Consider the following 16,244-nt stretch of genomic DNA (forward strand, 5'->3'; position numbering starts at 1 on the left):
TTCGCCGGCCGCATAAGGCGCCTGGCGCCCCAGCGTTAGGCGTCAGGCGGCCGCTCAGCCGGATCACCTCTTTGCGGCGGATAGCCCCTGCCGGCATCGCCTGCTCAGTTGAATGCCTTCTCCAGATCGACGAAGCGGTCCAGCCCGGAGCGGCACCGCATCGCGGCCGAGGCGCGATAGCCCCTTTCCTGCCGCGGCCAGTTCTGCACCCGCCGCCGACCCACTTCAGCCCATGCCTTTCGCGACCCGCCGCTCCCGGAGACGGCCGCCGAACGCGACCAGATCCCAGTTCGCCCATACAGGCGACGCAGATGGCGCGGACGGGGCACATGCCCGGCGCAATATTGCGCATCGGCCGTCAACACGTCGCGCTCGACCGGCAGCGTCACCCCGCGCGGGCCAGGTGCAGCGCGATGCTGCAGCCCACGGCACCGCCTCCGACCCCAAGGGCCAGCACGGCGGTTTTCACGGCGAGCCCCTGCCCCGGCTTCCCCGCCGATCAAATGCCGGAGCGACGCGCGGCACTGCCGTTCCCCCCGACACGATCCTGGCAAAGAAACGACATGAGACATCCGGGCCGTCAGGCCAAAACGCCCCGGAAAACCGGGGCGCCAGGGTCACAGCATCGAGGGCACCACCAGGTCCGGTGGCCGGTGGCCATCGGCGAAGGTCTTGATATTGATGATGACTTTTTCGCCCATCTCGACCCGCCCCTCGATGGTGGCCGAGCCCATATGCGGCAGCAGCACGACATTGGGCAATTCGCGCAGGCGGGGGTTGATCTCGTGCCCATGCTCGAAGACGTCAAGGCCGGCACCGGCGATCTCGCCCGCGCGCAGCATCCGGGTCAAGGCATTCTCGTCGATCACCTCGCCGCGCGAGGTGTTGATGATCACGGCCGAGGGCTTCATTAGCTTCAGCCGCCGCGCGTTCAGCAGGTGGAAGGTCGAGGGGGTATGCGGCGCGTTCACCGAGACGATGTCCATGCGCGCCAGCATCTGGTCCAGGCTTTCCCAATAGGTCGCCTGCAACTCGGCCTCGATCTCGGGGCGCAGGCGGCGGCGGTTGTGGTAATGCACCTGCATGCCGAAGACATTCGCCCGCCGCGCCACCGCCTGGCCGATGCGGCCCATGCCCAGGATGCCAAGGCGCCGCCCGCCCAGCCGCCCGCCCAGATGCGCGGTCGGCGACCAGCCGTGCCAGCGGCCGGCCTGCATCTCGGCCATGCCTTCGGGCAGGCGGCGGGTGACGCCCAGGATCAGCGCCATGACCACATCCGCGGTGTCCTCGGTCACCACGCCCGGCGTGTTGCTGACCAGGATGCCGCGCTGGCGGGCGGAATGCACGTCGACATGGTCCACGCCCGCGCCGTAATTGGCGATCAGCTTCAGCTTGTCGCCGGCCTGGGCCAGCATGGCCGCGTCGATCTGGTCGGTGATCGTCGGCACCAGCACGTCCGAGACGCGCATGGCGGCCACCAGTTCCTCGCGACTCATCCGGTGGTCGTCGGCATTCAGCGAAACGTCGAAAAGCTCGGACATCCGGGTCTCGACCGCCTCGGGCAGCCGCCGGGTCACGGTAACTTTAAGGCGCGAGCGGGTCGGATCGGTCGCATGAACGGCGGGCATGGTCGCTCCTCTCTTCCAAAGCCGGGCGGCTTTTGGCAAAGTGCCCGCGATGCGGGGCAGGCACAAGACCCCGAAAAAGCAGGACGGGCAGATGAAGCAAGGACAGGTCTGGCTTGGCGCCGCGATACTGGCGACGGTGGCGTGCTTGGGATCGGCGGCGCTGGCGCAAGCCACCGATCCGGGCGAGACGCTGGACGCCAAGCAGATCCCCGGCCTGTCCGCCGATGCGACGATCAGCCGCCACCAGGACGGCCGGCGCGACCCGAATCGCGGCTCTGTCACCAACCTGCCGCTGCCGCGCTATGTCAGCCTGAAGGGCGGCGAGGGCAACGCCCGGCGCGGCCCCAGCCTGTCGCATCGCATCGACTGGGTGTTCCGCCATGCCGGCATGCCCTTGCGCGTGGTGGCCGAGTTCGGCCATTGGCGCCGGGTCGAGGATCAGGACGGCGCCGGCGGCTGGGTGCATTATTCGCTGCTGTCGGGCGTGCGCACCGCCATCGTGACCAAGGACATGCTGGACCTGCTGGCCCGCCCCGAGCCGCGCGCCGAGGTGGTGGCGCGGGCCGAGGCCGGCGCCATCGTCCGGCTGCACGAATGCAGCATCGACTGGTGCCGGGTCTCGGGCGGCGGGGAAAAGGGCTGGGTGCCCAAGACGACGATCTGGGGCGTCGACCCGGACGAGATCCGCGACTGAGACCCGCGCGCCGGCGGGTCAGCCGGCCTTGCGGATCACCACATGGCCCAGCGAGACGCGCATCCAGGCAAAGCGCGAGGCGCGCGGCGTGCCGGCACCGAAATCGGGATGGGTCATGTCCTCGGCCCCGCATTCGTCGATCAGTTCCTTGACGAAGCCGACCATGCCGCGGTCATGGCCGTGAAACCGCCGCCGCACCAGGTTCCAGCGCATCCAGCCGGTCAGCCTGCCCAGCGGGGAAACCGCCTGCGCCAGCCCCGAACGATGCAGCCTGTCGAGCAGCCTTTCACGGGGAGAAAGCCGGGGCGGCCGGGGGCGATAGGATTTGCCGTCGGGATATTGCCGCCAGTATCCGGTGCCCCAATCCTCGATAAAGTAATATCCGCCCGGCTTGAGATGGTTTTCGAAAAGATGCCAGAAACTGATGCGGGACAATTGCCCCACATGCGAGGCATCGTCGATGATGACGTCGAAACCCCGCGGCGCCCGTTCCGCCGCCATCCGGTCCAGAACCGCCCTGTCCTGCTGTTCGCCGACATAGCAGCGCACCCGGCCGCTTTCGAAACGTGCCTCGCAGGGCTTGATGTCCAGCCCGGTGATCTTGGCATTCGGCAGCCAGGATTCCCAGTGTCTTAGCGAATCGCCGCGCGCTATTCCCAATTCCAGCAATCGCAGCGGCTGCATGCGAAGAGGGCCGATATATTTCTCGTAATTGACGAAATAATGTCGAAGCCCCATCTTGTCGATCGGCACTTCATCGACGCTTTTCATCGAGGCCGCATTGGAAACCCGCATGCCTTCCTCCCGGACAGATCACCGCCTACTTTCTAAAAACTGCCTGGAAAGGATAGGCCGGGGCTGCCGGGCCATCAAGGAATTGGCACCCCGCCTGCCGGAATAGACGGGTTGATGCCAACCTGGCGGCGACCAACCCTCAGGTCATATTTCCTGCGGTTGTGCAATCCGCCATGGAAGCCGCCGAACCGCGACGAGGCGGCGGATTCGCGCAAGCCCTTGCCCGGCGAATCGCGCCTTTGCGAAAGCGGCGGTCAGCGGGCCTCGGGCAGAAGCCCACGCCCCTTCAGCAGCGCCTCGACGCCGGGGGTCCGGCCGCGGAACTTCAGCCACAGCTCGTCGGCCGGCAGGGAATCGCCCTTGGAGAGGATCCATTCCTCCAGCCGCCGCGCGGTTTCCGCGTCGAAGGGATCGCCCTTTTCCAGGAAGGCCGCGAAAGCGTCGGCATCCATCACCTCGGACCACATGTAGCTGTAATAGCCCGAAGAATAGCCGTCGCCGGAAAACACATGCGCGAAATGCGGCGTGGCATGGCGCATGGGGATCGCGGCGGGCGCGCCCAGTTCCGCCAGCACCTCGGCCTGCCGCGCCATCGGATCGGCGGGCGGCGCGCCGCGATGAAAGGCCAGGTCCACCAGCGCGCTTTCCAGGTATTCGGTGGTGGCAAAGCCCTGGTCGGCATTGCCGGCCGCCAGCATGCGGTCGCGCAGCGCGGCGGGCAGCGGCGCCCCGGTCTCGGCATGGCGGGCGTGGCGGTCCAGCACCTCGGGCCGTTCCAGCCAATGCTCGAAAAGCTGGCTGGGCAATTCGACGAAATCCCGCGCCACCGAGGTGCCCGAGATCGAGGGCCAGGACACGTCCGACAGGATGTGATGCAGCGCATGGCCGAATTCGTGGAACAGCGTATGCGCATCGTCCCAGGACAGATAGGCCGGCGCGCCCGCGGCCTCGGGCGGGGTAAAGTTGCAGACATTGGTGACGATCGGCCGCTGTCCCTCGCCGATCTTGTGCTGCTGTTGCAGCGACGAACACCAGGCCCCCGACCGCTTGCCGGGCCGGGCGAAGTAATCGCCGACGAAGACCGCCATGCGCCGGCCGTCCCGCGTCACCTCCCAGGCACGGGCATCGGGCGACCAGAGCGGCGCGTCGAATGCCCGCATCTCGATGCCGAACAGGCGCTGCGCGGTGTCGAAGACCGCGCCCAGCATCGCCTCCAGCGTCAGGTAGGGCTTGACCTCGGCCTCGTCGAGATCGTGTTCGGCCTTGCGCCGGCGCTCGGCATAGAAGCGCCAGTCCCAGGGCTCCAGCGCGCCGTTCACGCCGTCCTCGCGCAGCATGGCGGTCAGGCGCTCGGCATCGGCCTCGGCCCGCGTCTTGGCGGCCGCCCAGACCTGGGTCAGCAGCGCCTCGACATTCTCGGCGCTGCGGGCCATCTCGGGCTCCAGCTTGTAGCTGGCGAAATCCTCGTAGCCCAGAAGCCGGGCGCGCTCGTGCCGCAATTGCAGGATCTCGGCGGCGATGGGGCGGTTGTCGGTCGCAGCCCCACCGGCCCCTGCGCCCGAGCCGCGCGCGCCCCAGGCCCGCCAAGCCGCCTCGCGCAGGGCGCGATCTTCGGCATATTCCAGGAAGGGCACGATCAGCGAGCGGTTCAGCGTCACCACCTGCCCCGGCATCCCGCGTTCGCGCGCCGCCGCCCGCATGGCGCGGACCAGCCAGTCGGGCAGGCCGGCCAGCTGGTCGTCGGCCACGCCCATGGCAAAGTCGCGCTCATCCGCCAGCACGTTCTGGGCGAAATCGGTCGACAGCACCGCCAGCCGCTCGCGGATTGCCGCCATGCGCTCGCGCGCCGCGCCGGTCAGGCCGGCACCCGCCCGGCGCAGCCCGCGCAGGGTCAGCTCGGTCAGGCGACGGTCCTCGGGCGCAAGCTCGTCGGCGTCCTGCATCACCGCCTCGACCCGGTCGAACAGCCGCGGGTCCATGCTGACCTTGCTGCCATGCGCGGCCAGGCGCGGGGCGATGCGGCGCTGCAGATCCTCGCGCGCCGGGTTGGAATCGACGCCGGCCAGGGTGAAGAAGATGGCACAGAGCCGGTTCAGCGGCTCCTCGGCCGTCTCGAGCGCGGCGACGGTGTTGGCAAAGCTCGGCGGGGCGGGATTGGCGGCGATGGTCTCGACCGCCTCCTCGGCCATGTTCAGGCAGGCGTCGAAGGCCGGGTCGAAATCCTCGTCGCGGATCAGGTCGAAACGCGGCAGGCCCAGCGGGCCGGTCCAATGCGTCAGTTCGGGGTTCATGCGAGCCTCCTTTTCCGGCCGGGAGTGTTTCAGCCTGCGCGGAAATGTCCAGAGCCGCAGGCGGGGCAATCGGCGCGTCGCGCGATTTTCATCAGCCGGTTTTCGCCATAAAGCCCGTCGAAGATCAGCATCCGGCCGCGCAGGGGCTCGCCGGCCCGCGCGATCAGCTTGATCGCCTCCAGCGCCATCAGGCTGCCGATCACGCCGGGCAAGGGGCCGACGACGCCCGCCTCGGCGCAGGCGGGCGCAAGGCCGGCGGCCGGGGCATCGGGAAAGATGCAGGCCATGCAGGGCGCGCCGTGGCGCGGATCCCAGATCGTCACCTGCCCTTCCCATTGCGCGATGGCGCCGGCGACCAAGGGCACGCCGGCGGCGATGCAGGCCGCGTTCACCGCGCTGCGGGCGGCGAAGCTGTCGGTGCCGTCCAGCACCAGGTCATGTTCGGCAACCAGCGCGGCATCCTCGGCCCCGATGCGGCGGTTCAGCGCCGTGACCTCGACATGCGGGTTCAGCGCCAGCATGGCATCGCGCGCGGCCTCGGCCTTGGGGCGGCCGTCGTCGGCGCTGCGAAAGATCACCTGGCGCTGCAGGTTCGACAGCCCGACCCGGTCGTCGTCGGCAACGGTGATCCGGCCCACGCCGGCGGCGGCAAGGTAAAGGCAGACCGGCGCGCCCAGCCCGCCTGCGCCCACGACCAGCACGCGGGCGCGCCGCAGCGCCGCCTGCCCCGGCCCGCCCAGCTCGCGCAGCACGATATGGCGGGCATAGCGATCCAGTTCCGGGTCCGAAAGCGGGCCGGCCGGCGCGGGCGCGGGCGGGTCAGGCAAGGGGATGGCGCGGCGATGCAGCTGCCGCAGCAGCAGGCGATAGCCCAGCCCCAGCGCCACCACGCCGCCTGCCAGACCCCAGACCCGAGGATCGCCGCCGACCAGCCGCGCCAGGGCGCTGCCGGGCGCCAGCACCAGCGCGGCGATGGCGGCCAGCCACAGGGCCGCGACCCCCGCCCAGCCGCGCCATTCCGGCCAGCCAAGCAGGCGCGCCGCGACCAGCACGGCAAGCATGAGAAGAAGGATCAGCACGGGCTCAGCCCCGCCCGGTCGAGCCGAAGCCGCCTTCGCCGCGCGCGGTCTGCTCCAGCGCCTCGGCCATGACATAGGCGGCGCGGGTCACGGGGGCGATCACCGCCTGGGCGATGCGCTCGCCATGCTGGATCGCATAGGGCTGCGGGCCCAGGTTGATCATGATGACCCCCAGCGGCCCGCGATAGTCGCTGTCGATGGTGCCGGGCGTGTTGGGCAGCGTCACCCCATGCTTCAGCGCCAGGCTGGAGCGGGGGCGGATCTGCATCTCGTAGCCCTCGGGGATCTGCACGCGCAGCCCGGTGGGCACCAGGCGGATCTGGCCGGGTTCAAGCAGCAGCTCGGCCCCGCCCAGATCGGCCCGCAGGTCGGCGCCGGCCGAGCCCTGGGTCTGGTATTCGGGCAGGGGCAGCGCCGGGTCGGCGCCCGGTTCGCGCAGAACCAGAATCGTCACCTCGGCCGCCATCCCCAAAGCCCCTTATTTCGGCGAGATCATCATGACCATCTGGCGCCCTTCCAGCTTGGGCATGGATTCGACCTTGCCCGCCTCGCCGACATCGGCGGCGACGCGGTTCAGAAGCTCGACCCCAAGCTGCTGGTGCGCCATCTCGCGGCCGCGGAAGCGCAGGGTGATCTTGACCTTGTCGCCCTCGGCCAGGAACTTCATGACCGAGCGCATCTTGACGTCGTAATCATGGGTATCGGTTCCGGGACGGAACTTGATCTCCTTGATTTCGATGATCTTCTGCTTCTTGCGGGCCTCGGCCTCGCGCTTTTGCTGTTCATACTTGAACTTGCCCAGGTCCATGATCTTGCAGACCGGGGGCGTGGCATTCGGCGAGATCTCGACAAGATCCAGCCCGGCTTCCTGTGCAAGCTCCAGACCGCGGGCGGGTGTCACGACGCCGACATTCTCGCCTTCGGGACCGATCAGGCGGATTTCGGCGACTCGGATGCGCTCGTTGACGCGGGGGCCGGTGTCACGGGTGGGCGGAGCGTTATGCGGTCTGCGGGCTATGGCTGTCTTCCTTGTGTTGCCAGGGGTTCCGGGCGGTTAAATAGTCCTGCGCAGGCGGATTTTCAACCGGATTCGATGGCTCGGCCCCAGGTTCCGCCGCCGTTTTGCACGGTTTTGCGGGGCCGCTTCCCCCCCTTGGCGCGGCATGGCATAGAAGGGGGCGACCCGCCGCAGCCCTGACGGAGAGACCGATGAAGAGATTCCTGGCCGTGATCGTGATTCTTGCCCTTGCGCTTGGCGGATTGTGGCTGTGGAGCGGCGGCGATCCGATGGGCCGGCTGGCCGGCGACGCGCCGCCCCCGCCGGCCCAGGCACCGGCCGAGCCCCCGCCCCCGGCGCAGCAGGGCGCCAATGCCGCAGCCGACGCCGCGGCCGATGCGGCGGCCATCGCGGCGGATGCGGCGGCCGAAGCCTCGGCCTCGGCCGGGCAGGCGGCGGTCGGCGCGGCGGGCGCTGCCGCCGACCAGGCCGAGGCGGCGGCCGAGGCCGCCATCGCCGCCGCCGACCGCGCCGCGGATGCCGCGGCTCAGGCCAACGCCACCCCCGAACAGGCCGAGGCCGCCGCCATCGCCGCAAGCACCGCCGCCCGCGAGGCGGCCAGCGCCACGCGCGAAGCCGGCGCCGCGGCCGGCGAGGCGGTCGGGATCGATGCCGCCCTGACCCCGCAGGGCTTCGATGCCGCCAAGGTGCGCGCCATGATCGACGGCTCGTCCCTTGCGCCCGAACGCAAGGCCGAGCTTCTGGCCCTGCTGGATCGCGCGGCGCTGGACCCGGCGGCGCTGGCGCAGGCGCTGGAACAGATCAAGGCCGCCCTGCCATGAGCTTTCCCAGCCTGGGGGATTTCCTGAAGGCACCGGGTGGCCGGCTGGACAAGGGGCCGGTCGCGGTTTTGCTGATCGAGGACGAGGCGGCGGTGCAAAGGACGCTGGCGCATCACCTTGCGGCCGGTTTCCGGCTGATCCTGGCGCTGTCGCCCGAGCCGCTGCCCGCCCATGTCCTGCCCGGCGAGGGCGCGGACCGGATCCTCAACCTGCGCCACGATTCCCGCCGCGGCCGGGCCCAGGTCGAGGCGGTCAATGCGGTGATCGAGGCCGCGCCCGCCGATACCTGGCTCTACTACGGCTATAATGCCGAGTTCCTGTTCTATCCCTTCTCGGAAAGCCGCAGCGTGGGCGAGATGCTGGCCTTTCACGCCGAGGAACGCCGGCGGGCGATGCTGACCTATGTCATCGACCTCTATGCCCCGGACCTGGAGCGTTTCCCCGATGCGGTCAGCCTGGACGAGGCGATGTTCGACCGCACCGGCTATTACGCGCTTGGCCGCGTGGACCGCGACGGCCGCCACAAGGAACGGCAGCTGGATTTCCACGGCGGGCTGCGCTGGCGATTCGAGGAGCACCTGCCCCAGGATCGCCGCCGCATCGACCGCATCGCGCTGTTTCGCAGCCAGCCGGGACTGCGGCTGCTGCCCGACCTGCGCTTCAACGTCGAGGAATACAACACCTATGCCTGCCCCTGGCACAACAACCTGACCGCCGCCGTCGCCTCGTTCCGGGTGGCCAAGGCGCTGGCCAAGAACCCCGGCTCGCGCGGGCATATCCGCAGCTTCCGCTGGCGCAACTCGCATCCCTTCCGCTGGAACGCCCAGCAGCTGATGGACTTGGGGCTGATGGAACCGGGCCAGTGGTTCTGACGCAAGCGGGGTGGTTCTGACGCAAGCGGGCCGGTTCAGGCCGCGCTGACCCGCCAGATCACGTCGCCCACGTCATCGGCCATCAGAAGCGACTTGCCATCCGGGCCGATGGCAACGCCGACCGGGCGACCATGGGAATATTTCTCGTCCTCGGAAAGAAAGCCAGACAGGATGTCGCGCGGCGGCCCGGCGGGCCGGCCGTCCCGAAAGGGCACGAAGATCAGCTTGTAGCCCGACAGCGTCGAGCGGTTCCAGGAGCCGTGCTGGCCGATCGCCATGCCGTCGGGGAATCCGGGCAGCGTGCCCTGGGGCATCCAGCACAGGCCAAGCGAGGCGGTATGGCCGCCCAGGGCGTAATCGGGGGTGATGGCGCGGGCGACCTCGGCCGCGTCCTGGGGCACGCGGTCGTCCACCACCTGTCCCCAATAGGACCAGGGCCAGCCGTAGAAGCCGCCCTCCTGCACCGAGGTCAGGTAGTCCGGCGGCGTCTCGTCGCCCAGCCCGTCGCGTTCGTTCACCACGGTCCAGAGCGCGCCGGTCGCGGGCTCCCATGCAAGGCCGACCGGGTTGCGCAGGCCCGAGGCGAAGATGCGGGCCTGGCCGGTCTCCAGTTCCAGTTCCCAGATCGCGGCGCGGCCTTCCTCGGCCTCCATGCCCTCGTCGGCGATATTGGTCAGCGAGCCGACGCCGCAATAAAGCCGCTTGCGGTCGGGCGAGACGATCAGGCTGCGCGTCCAATGCCCGCCGGGCTTGAAATCGACCAGCCGGCGGCCCGGCCCGTCCAGCCGCGTGGCACCGGGCGCATAGGGAAAGGCAACGATGCCGTCGGTATTGCCGACATAGAAGGTGTTGCCGACCAGGGCCATGCCGAAGGGCTGGCGCTGGCCTGCCAGGAAAACCTCGCGCGTCTCGGCGACGCCATCGCCATCGCCGTCGCGCAACAGCGTGATGCGGTTGGCGCTGGTGCCCAGCGCGCGGGCGCGGCGCATGGTGGCCTGGGCGGCGCGGTCGAGCAGGGATTGCGGCGGGCTGGCCTCTTGCAGGGCCTCGGCGACCAGCACGTCGCCATTGGGCAGCACCTCGATCCAGCGCGGATGTTGCAGGTCGCGGGCGAAGACATCGACGCGCAGGCCCGGCGCGGCCTTGGGCCGCTGGCCCGGCGCCCAGCCGCGGGCGGTGGGCATCTTCAGCGTCATGATGCCCTGTTTCTTTGCCTCGGGGATGGCGGGGCTTGGCCCGAACGCCGCCGTCCGCGGCGCGCCCATCCGCCGCATCAGCACCATCGCGCCGCCGATGGCGGCTGTCGCCCTGGTCAGAAGATCCATCGCTTTCCTTCCCGTCTGCGCAGGCCAAGGCTAGCCGGGATGCGCCGGGGGTCAATCCCGGAATGCGCAAGGGGATCGAATCGGCGAGGGCGGCGCTGGTGGCGCCGTCCCTGGAGTATTTGGGGAACAGAGAAGCGTTCAGCCGCGCGCGTCGCGGATCAGCGCCGCGAGATGCTCGGTCGAGGGGTCGTGGCCGGGCGCGGGCTTGCCCTGAAGCAGCGGCGCCAGCTTCAGCGCCAGTTCCTTGCCAAGCTCGACGCCCCATTGGTCGAAGCTGTTGATGCCCAGGATCACCCCCTCGGCAAAGACGCGGTGCTCGTAGAGCGCGACGATCTGGCCCAGCGTGTAGGGGTCGAGTTCGAGGATCAGCAGCGTGGTCGACGGGCGGTTGCCGGGAAAGACGCGGTGGCGGGCCTGGCGTTCCAGTTCGGCGCCGGTCAGGCCCTTGGCCTGCATCAGCGCGCGCGCCTCGTCCAGCGAGCGGCCGCGCATCAGCGCCTCGGATTGCGCCAGGCAATTGGCGATCAGCAGCAGGTGGTGATGCGCAAGCTCGGGTTCGTGGCCGCGGGCGGCGAGGATGAATTCGCAGGGCACCACCGCGGTGCCCTGGTGGATCAGCTGGTAGAAGGCATGCTGGCCGTTGGTGCCCGGCTCGCCCCAGACCACCGGGCCCGAGGGCAGCACCAGGTCGCTGCCGTCCATGGCCACGCGCTTGCCGTTCGATTCCATTTCCAGCTGCTGCAGATAGGCCGGCAGCCGGGCAAGGCGGTTGTCATAGGGCAAGACGGCGCGGGTGCCGTAGCCGCAGACCTGGTGGTGCCAGATGCCGACCAGCGCCAGGATCACCGGCAGGTTCTGGGCCAGCGGCGCCTCGCGGAAATGGCGGTCCATGGCCGCGCCGCCGGCAAGGAAGCGGTCGAAGTTCTCGGGCCCGATGGCGATCATCAGCGAAAGGCCGATGGGCCCCCACATGGAATAGCGCCCGCCGACCCAATCCTCGAAGCCGAAGACGCGCGAGGGCTCGATCCCCCATTCGGCGGTGCGGTCGGTCGCCGAGGAGAGCGCGGCGAATTGCGCCGCCGGCTGCGCCACGGCCTTCGCCATCCAGTCCAGCGCCGTCCTGGCATTGGTCATGGTCTCGATGGTGGTGAAGGTCTTGGAGGCGACGATGACCAGCGTGGTCGCCGGATCGAGCCCCCTGAGCGTATCGGCGATGTCCGCCCCGTCCACGTTCGAGACGAAATGCACCCGCGGCCCGTCGTGCCAGGGCGCCAGCGCCCGCGTGGCCATGGCCGGGCCGAGGTCCGAGCCGCCGATGCCGATGTTGATGACGTCGGTGATGCGGCCGCCCTGCCCGGCGAAGCTGCCGTCGCGGATGGCGCGGGCGAAATCGCACATCCGCCGATGGGTGCGGCGCAGCTCGGGCATTACGTCCCGGCCGTCCACCGCGACGCTGCCTTGGAGGTTGCGCAGCGCGGTGTGCAGCACGGCGCGGTCCTCGGTCTCGTTGATGCGCTGGCCGGCGAACATGGCCTCGCGGCGCTCGGGCACCGGCGCGGCCAGTTCCAGCAGCAGCTCGCGCGCGCCAGCGTCGATGCTGGTCTTGGACCAGTCCAGCACCAGCCCCTCGGCCTGGGTCGAGAAGGTGGCGGCGCGGGTCGGATCGGCGTCAAACAGCGCCTCGATCCGCAGCGCGCCCTGGGATTTGCGGTGGTCTTGCAACCGGCTCCAGATGGTCATGTCACTCTGCCCAATGCACGGTAATGTCGCCAAGGAAGGCGCGGATCGGCGCCTCGGTCGGGTCGAGGCCCTGCGCGCGCTCGAATGCCTCGCGCTTGTCGGCCCCGGCGATCAGCAGATGGGTGTTGATCGCGCCCTTCAGCGCCGAGGCGGTCAGGGTGATCCGCGGCTCGTCCTTGACGCTGTTGATCGCCATCACCACCGGCGCGTCCGGCGCCAGCGCCAGGACGGTTTCGGAAGCCGCGGGGAACAGGCTTGCCGTATGCATGTCGGTGCCCATGCCCAGAAGCAGCACGGTCAGCGGCAGGTGCGGGGCAATCGCCTCGGCCAGCGCCGGCACCGCGTCCTCGGGGCGCTCGTCGCCGGTATAGAGGTCGATGTAATGCGCCCCCGCCGCCTTGTCCTTGAGCAGGTGCCGGCGCAGCAGCCGGCCGTTCGAGCGCAGATGCTCGCCATCCACCCAGCGCTCGTCGTTCAGCAGCACGGTGACGCGCGGCCAGTCGATCTCGCTGCCCGAGAGATAGTCGTAAAGCGGCGCCGGCGTGGTGCCGCCCGGCACGCAGAGACTGGCGCTGTCGTTCACCCGCAAATGCTGCGACAGCTGGCCCGCCACGCGGTCCGCCAGCGACAAAAACAGCATCTCGCGGTCGGGATATTCGATGAACTCGAGCGTCATGGCCGGATCTCCCTCCATCGGCGGTTGTCGCGATGCAGCAGGCGCAGCGCCTCTTCGGGGCCGCTGGAGCCGGCATCATAGGGCTCGGGCCGCTTCGAGCCGGATTCCCAGGCGGCGATGATCGGGTCGGTCCAGGCCCAGGCGGCCTCGACCTCGTCCCCACGCATGAACAGGGTCTGGTTGCCGCGGATCACGTCCATGATCAGCCGCTCGTAGGCATCGGGCATGTCGGAGCCCTCGGCCCCCAGCGCATCGGCAAAGCTCATGTCCAGCGGCACCTGCACCAGGCGCATGCCGCCCGGCCCCGGCTCCTTGATCATCACGGTCAGGTGCATGCCTTCGTTCGGTTGCAGCTTGATGACAAGCTGGTTGGCCTTGTGCGTGCCGCCGTCGTCGAAGATCGAATGCGGCGGCTCCTTGAAGGTCACGACGATCTCGCTGGTGCGCGCGCGCAGCCGCTTGCCGGTGCGCAGGTAGAAAGGCGTGCCGGTCCAGCGCCAGTTGGCGATCCGCACCTTCAGCGCCACGAAGCTTTCGGTGCGGGATTGCGGGTTCTCGGAATCCTCCAGATAGCCGGGGCCGTCGGGGCCAGCCAGATACTGGCCGCGCACGATGTCCTGGGGCGCAAGCGGCTCCAGCGCCCGGATCACCTTGAGCTTTTCGTCGCGCACCGCATCGGGGTCGAAATGATAGGGCGGCTCCATCGCGATCAGGCACAGAAGCTGCATCAGGTGGTTTTGCACCATGTCCCGCATGGCGCCGGAATGGTCGTAATATTCGCCGCGCCCGCCGACGCCCACCGTCTCGGCCACGGTGATCTGGACATGGTCCACGTATTGCGCGTTCCACAGCGGCTCGAACAGGATGTTGGCGAAGCGCACCGCCATCAGGTTCTGGACGGTTTCCTTGCCCAGGTAATGGTCGATGCGATAGATCTGGTTCTCGTCGAAATGCCGGGCCAGCGTGGCGTTCAGCGCGCGAGCAGTGGCAAGGTCGCGGCCGAAGGGCTTTTCGACAACGATGCGGCTGTCGGCATCGGCGATGCCGTTGCCGGCCAGGCGCTCGGCGATGTCGCCGAACAGCGCCGGCGCCACCGAGAAATAGAAGGCATGGACCACGCCGGGACGCACCCGCGCCTTGAGTTCGGCCCAGCCATCGGTGCCGCGCGCGTCGATGGCGACATAGCCCAGCATGTCGAGAAAGGCCGAAAGCTGCGCCTGGTCCTGGCCGGGGCCGATGAATTCCTCGATCGCCTCGCGCATCTCGGCGCGGAAGGCTTCGTCGTCCTGGCGGGTGCGGGCGGCGCCGATGATGCGCGCGCTGGCCGGAACCTGCCCGGCCACAAAGCGGCGATACAGCCCCGGCACGATCTTGCGCCGGGCCAGGTCGCCGGTTGCACCAAAGATCACCAGGTCGAAATCCTCAACCGGAATGACGCGTGAAACCATCGCTGCCTCCTCATCGCTGCTCTGCCGATTAGCGGATGTTAGCGATAACATCAAGTCCTTCAAATCCGTCCCCTTTCAATCCTGTTCCCGCGGGGTCGCGCCATGCAACGGGAAGGGCGCGGTTTCGGTTGCATCAAGACGCGCCATCGCCTTGGCCAGGCGCGGCAGGCGGGCGCGGCGCATCAGCTCCTTGCGGGTCATGTCGCCGCCGGCGGCACGGGCGCGCGCCTCGGTCGCCTGCACGGCCGCGAGCACGGTTTCGGGGGCCCGCAGGCAGAGGTCGCGCAGAAATTCGTCGGGATGAATCGCCCGCAGCCCGACCGGGGCCAGCGCCCTGCGCGGAAAGTCGCGCAGATTGGCGGTGACGATCGCCTGCGCCCCGGCGGCCAGCGCACATTCCACCACATGCCGGTCGGCCGGATCGGGCAGGTCCAGCCCGAAGATCTCCTGCCCCGGCTCGACCAGCGCCTGCGGAAAGCGCGCTTGCAGCAGCGCGACCTCGACCCCCGCCTCGACGCCCTGGCGGGTTGCGGCATGGCGCCATTCGTCCATGATGCGGCGCGACCAGAGCGGCTGGAACAGCCCCGCCGCCGCCGTGTCGGCCAGGATCTCCCGCAGCACGGTCGGAAACAGCACGCAGGCGTCCAGGACTGCCTTCATCCGTCCAGCCGGAAGAACAGCGCCTTGAGATAGCCGGTCTCGGCCAATTGCGGCAGCGTGGGGTGGTCCGGGCCGGCCTGTCCGGTATGCAGAAGCTGCATCCGCCGCCCGCCGCGGCCGATGCCGCGGGCGCTGGCATTGCGAAAGGCGTTGAGATCGGCGGCATGGCTGCAGGAACACAGCCCCAGATAGCCGCCCGGCGCGACCAGGGGCGCGGCCAGCTTCGCCACCCGCTCATAGGCGCGCAAGCCCGCCTCCAGCGCCGGTTTCGAGGGCGCGAAGGCCGGCGGGTCGCAGATCACCAGATCGAACTGCGCGCCCTCGGCGGCCAGCGCCTCCATCTGCTCGAAGGCGTCGCCCTGGCGGATGGTCAGCCGCGACTCGGCACCCATGGCGCGCGCGCCGCCCCGTGCCAGCTCCAGCGCGGCGGCCGAGCCGTCGACGCAGGTGGCATGGGTGGCGCCGGCCGCCAGGGCGGCAAGGCCGAAGCCGCCGACATGCGAGAACACGTCCAGCACCCGCTGGCCCTGGGCCAGCCGCTGCGCAAAGGCATGGTTCGGGCGTTGGTCATAGAACAGGCCGGTCTTCTGCCCCTGCGTCAGGTCGGCCAGGTAGATCGCGCCGTTCATCGGCACCTCGACCGGGCCGTCGACGGCGCCCGACAGGATCTCGGTCCGCTCGTCCAGCCCCTCCAGCGCCCGCGCCCGGCCCTGCCCGTTCAGGATCACCGTCGCGACGCCCGCGACCTCGCGCAGCGCCGCGGCGATGTCCCCGACCATGCGCTCGGCCCAGGCGGCATTGGGCTGGATCACCGCGGCATCGCCGAAACGGTCGATGATGGTGCCGGGCAGCCCGTCGGCCTCGGCATGGACCAGCCGGTAAAAGGGCCGGTCGAACAGCCGTGCCCGCAGCGCCAGCGCCCGGTCCAGCCGCGCCGCGATCCAGTCGCGGGTGATCCGCGCCTGCGGGTCGGGGTCCATCACGCGGGCGATGATCCGCGAATCGGGGTTGACCGTGACCAGCCCCAGCGGGCGGCGCTCGGCATCCTCCAGCACGGCGAAGCTGCCCGGCGGGATCGCCCGCGTGCGCCGGTCCGTCACCAGTTCGTCGGCAAAGACCCAGGGAAAGCCGTGGCGGATCGCCTGGGGCTTGGATTTCGGGCGCAGTCGGATGATGGGCAGATCGGCGGTCATGGCG

Annotated in this window: 16 protein-coding genes; 3 read left to right on the forward strand and 13 right to left on the reverse strand. The window is 69.5% G+C overall.

The window, feature by feature from the left end:
* Nucleotides 1–104 precede the first annotated feature (104 nt).
* On the reverse strand, nucleotides 105–389 hold the full coding sequence (locus KF941_RS08645; RefSeq protein WP_214273109.1) for a hypothetical protein: 285 nt from the start codon (nucleotides 387–389) through the stop codon (nucleotides 105–107).
* 228 nt (nucleotides 390–617) lie between these two features.
* Complete coding sequence (locus KF941_RS08650; RefSeq protein WP_036751699.1) at nucleotides 618–1,628, reverse strand: D-glycerate dehydrogenase; 1,011 nt, start codon at nucleotides 1,626–1,628, stop codon at nucleotides 618–620.
* Nucleotides 1,629–1,719: 91 nt separating this feature from the next.
* Between KF941_RS08650 and KF941_RS08655 the strand changes: the two genes are divergently transcribed.
* On the forward strand, nucleotides 1,720–2,322 hold the full coding sequence (locus KF941_RS08655; protein WP_036751838.1) for an SH3 domain-containing protein: 603 nt from the start codon (nucleotides 1,720–1,722) through the stop codon (nucleotides 2,320–2,322).
* 18 nt (nucleotides 2,323–2,340) lie between these two features.
* Here KF941_RS08655 and KF941_RS08660 read toward each other — a convergent pair whose 3' ends face one another.
* The 5 genes from KF941_RS08660 to infC form a co-directional block, all read right to left on the reverse strand.
* Nucleotides 2,341–3,117, reverse strand: a complete 777-nt coding sequence (locus KF941_RS08660) for a class I SAM-dependent methyltransferase (RefSeq protein ID WP_116222878.1) — start codon at nucleotides 3,115–3,117, stop codon at nucleotides 2,341–2,343.
* Nucleotides 3,118–3,371: 254 nt separating this feature from the next.
* Nucleotides 3,372–5,408: a M3 family metallopeptidase gene (locus tag KF941_RS08665; protein WP_214273110.1), complete on the reverse strand. Its 2,037-nt coding sequence runs from the start codon at nucleotides 5,406–5,408 to the stop codon at nucleotides 3,372–3,374.
* A gap of 29 nt (nucleotides 5,409–5,437) precedes the next feature.
* On the reverse strand, nucleotides 5,438–6,487 hold the full coding sequence (moeB, locus tag KF941_RS08670) for a molybdopterin-synthase adenylyltransferase MoeB (RefSeq protein WP_346428979.1): 1,050 nt from the start codon (nucleotides 6,485–6,487) through the stop codon (nucleotides 5,438–5,440).
* A gap of 4 nt (nucleotides 6,488–6,491) precedes the next feature.
* Nucleotides 6,492–6,953 (reverse strand): dUTP diphosphatase, encoded by a 462-nt coding sequence (dut, locus tag KF941_RS08675; RefSeq protein WP_036751707.1) that lies wholly within the window; start codon nucleotides 6,951–6,953, stop codon nucleotides 6,492–6,494.
* 12 nt (nucleotides 6,954–6,965) lie between these two features.
* On the reverse strand, nucleotides 6,966–7,505 hold the full coding sequence (gene infC / locus KF941_RS08680) for a translation initiation factor IF-3 (RefSeq protein WP_036751709.1): 540 nt from the start codon (nucleotides 7,503–7,505) through the stop codon (nucleotides 6,966–6,968).
* Between the two features lie 191 nt (nucleotides 7,506–7,696).
* Here infC and KF941_RS08685 point away from each other — a divergent pair, with 191 nt between their 5' ends.
* Both KF941_RS08685 and KF941_RS08690 read left to right on the forward strand, forming a co-directional pair.
* Nucleotides 7,697–8,326 carry a hypothetical protein gene (locus KF941_RS08685; protein WP_214273111.1) on the forward strand — a complete coding sequence of 210 codons (630 nt, stop codon included), beginning with the start codon at nucleotides 7,697–7,699 and terminating at the stop codon, nucleotides 8,324–8,326.
* Nucleotides 8,323–9,198 carry a glycosyltransferase family 2 protein gene (locus KF941_RS08690; RefSeq protein WP_114535838.1) on the forward strand — a complete coding sequence of 292 codons (876 nt, stop codon included), beginning with the start codon at nucleotides 8,323–8,325 and terminating at the stop codon, nucleotides 9,196–9,198. Before KF941_RS08685 ends, KF941_RS08690 begins: the two co-directional genes overlap by 4 nt.
* Nucleotides 9,199–9,233: 35 nt before the next feature.
* On the opposite strand, the gene KF941_RS08695 is transcribed toward KF941_RS08690, so the two are convergent.
* From KF941_RS08695 to KF941_RS08720, 6 genes are all read right to left on the reverse strand, one after another.
* Nucleotides 9,234–10,523 carry a sorbosone dehydrogenase family protein gene (locus KF941_RS08695; RefSeq protein WP_214273112.1) on the reverse strand — a complete coding sequence of 430 codons (1,290 nt, stop codon included), beginning with the start codon at nucleotides 10,521–10,523 and terminating at the stop codon, nucleotides 9,234–9,236.
* Nucleotides 10,524–10,661: 138 nt separating this feature from the next.
* Nucleotides 10,662–12,263 (reverse strand): glucose-6-phosphate isomerase, encoded by a 1,602-nt coding sequence (pgi, locus tag KF941_RS08700; RefSeq protein WP_214273113.1) that lies wholly within the window; start codon nucleotides 12,261–12,263, stop codon nucleotides 10,662–10,664.
* 1 nt (nucleotide 12,264) lies between these two features.
* Nucleotides 12,265–12,939: a 6-phosphogluconolactonase gene (gene pgl / locus KF941_RS08705; protein ID WP_036751719.1), complete on the reverse strand. Its 675-nt coding sequence runs from the start codon at nucleotides 12,937–12,939 to the stop codon at nucleotides 12,265–12,267.
* A complete protein-coding gene (gene zwf / locus KF941_RS08710; RefSeq protein ID WP_072461553.1) occupies nucleotides 12,936–14,387 on the reverse strand; it encodes a glucose-6-phosphate dehydrogenase in 1,452 nt (483 codons plus the stop codon). The genes pgl and zwf overlap by 4 nt, the downstream gene beginning before the upstream one ends.
* 75 nt (nucleotides 14,388–14,462) lie before the next feature.
* Nucleotides 14,463–15,047, reverse strand: a complete 585-nt coding sequence (locus KF941_RS08715) for a PIN domain-containing protein (RefSeq protein WP_214273114.1) — start codon at nucleotides 15,045–15,047, stop codon at nucleotides 14,463–14,465.
* Entirely contained in the window at nucleotides 15,044–16,240 is a 1,197-nt protein-coding gene (locus KF941_RS08720) for a class I SAM-dependent rRNA methyltransferase (protein ID WP_214273115.1), read from the reverse strand. The genes KF941_RS08715 and KF941_RS08720 overlap by 4 nt, the downstream gene beginning before the upstream one ends.
* Between the last annotated feature and the right edge of the window lie 4 nt (nucleotides 16,241–16,244).

Origin of the sequence: Paracoccus sp. pheM1 (genome assembly GCF_018499825.1) — a bacterium.
Classification (GTDB): domain Bacteria; phylum Pseudomonadota; class Alphaproteobacteria; order Rhodobacterales; family Rhodobacteraceae; genus Paracoccus; species Paracoccus versutus.

What these genes read in the sequence shown, in the direction of transcription:
- KF941_RS08650 (WP_036751699.1), bottom strand. Translation starts at nt 1,628, where the DNA reads ATGCCCGCCGTTCATGCGACCGATCCGACCCGCTCGCGCCTTAAAGTT.
- KF941_RS08655 (WP_036751838.1), top strand. Translation starts at nt 1,720, where the DNA reads ATGAAGCAAGGACAGGTCTGGCTTGGCGCCGCGATACTGGCGACGGTG.
- KF941_RS08660 (WP_116222878.1), bottom strand. Translation starts at nt 3,117, where the DNA reads ATGCGGGTTTCCAATGCGGCCTCGATGAAAAGCGTCGATGAAGTGCCG.
- KF941_RS08665 (WP_214273110.1), bottom strand. Translation starts at nt 5,408, where the DNA reads ATGAACCCCGAACTGACGCATTGGACCGGCCCGCTGGGCCTGCCGCGT.
- dut (WP_036751707.1), bottom strand. Translation starts at nt 6,953, where the DNA reads ATGGCGGCCGAGGTGACGATTCTGGTTCTGCGCGAACCGGGCGCCGAC.
- KF941_RS08685 (WP_214273111.1), top strand. Translation starts at nt 7,697, where the DNA reads ATGAAGAGATTCCTGGCCGTGATCGTGATTCTTGCCCTTGCGCTTGGC.
- KF941_RS08690 (WP_114535838.1), top strand. Translation starts at nt 8,323, where the DNA reads ATGAGCTTTCCCAGCCTGGGGGATTTCCTGAAGGCACCGGGTGGCCGG.
- KF941_RS08695 (WP_214273112.1), bottom strand. Translation starts at nt 10,523, where the DNA reads ATGGATCTTCTGACCAGGGCGACAGCCGCCATCGGCGGCGCGATGGTG.
- pgi (WP_214273113.1), bottom strand. Translation starts at nt 12,263, where the DNA reads ATGACCATCTGGAGCCGGTTGCAAGACCACCGCAAATCCCAGGGCGCG.
- pgl (WP_036751719.1), bottom strand. Translation starts at nt 12,939, where the DNA reads ATGACGCTCGAGTTCATCGAATATCCCGACCGCGAGATGCTGTTTTTG.
- zwf (WP_072461553.1), bottom strand. Translation starts at nt 14,387, where the DNA reads ATGGTTTCACGCGTCATTCCGGTTGAGGATTTCGACCTGGTGATCTTT.
- KF941_RS08715 (WP_214273114.1), bottom strand. Translation starts at nt 15,047, where the DNA reads ATGAAGGCAGTCCTGGACGCCTGCGTGCTGTTTCCGACCGTGCTGCGG.
- KF941_RS08720 (WP_214273115.1), bottom strand. Translation starts at nt 16,240, where the DNA reads ATGACCGCCGATCTGCCCATCATCCGACTGCGCCCGAAATCCAAGCCC.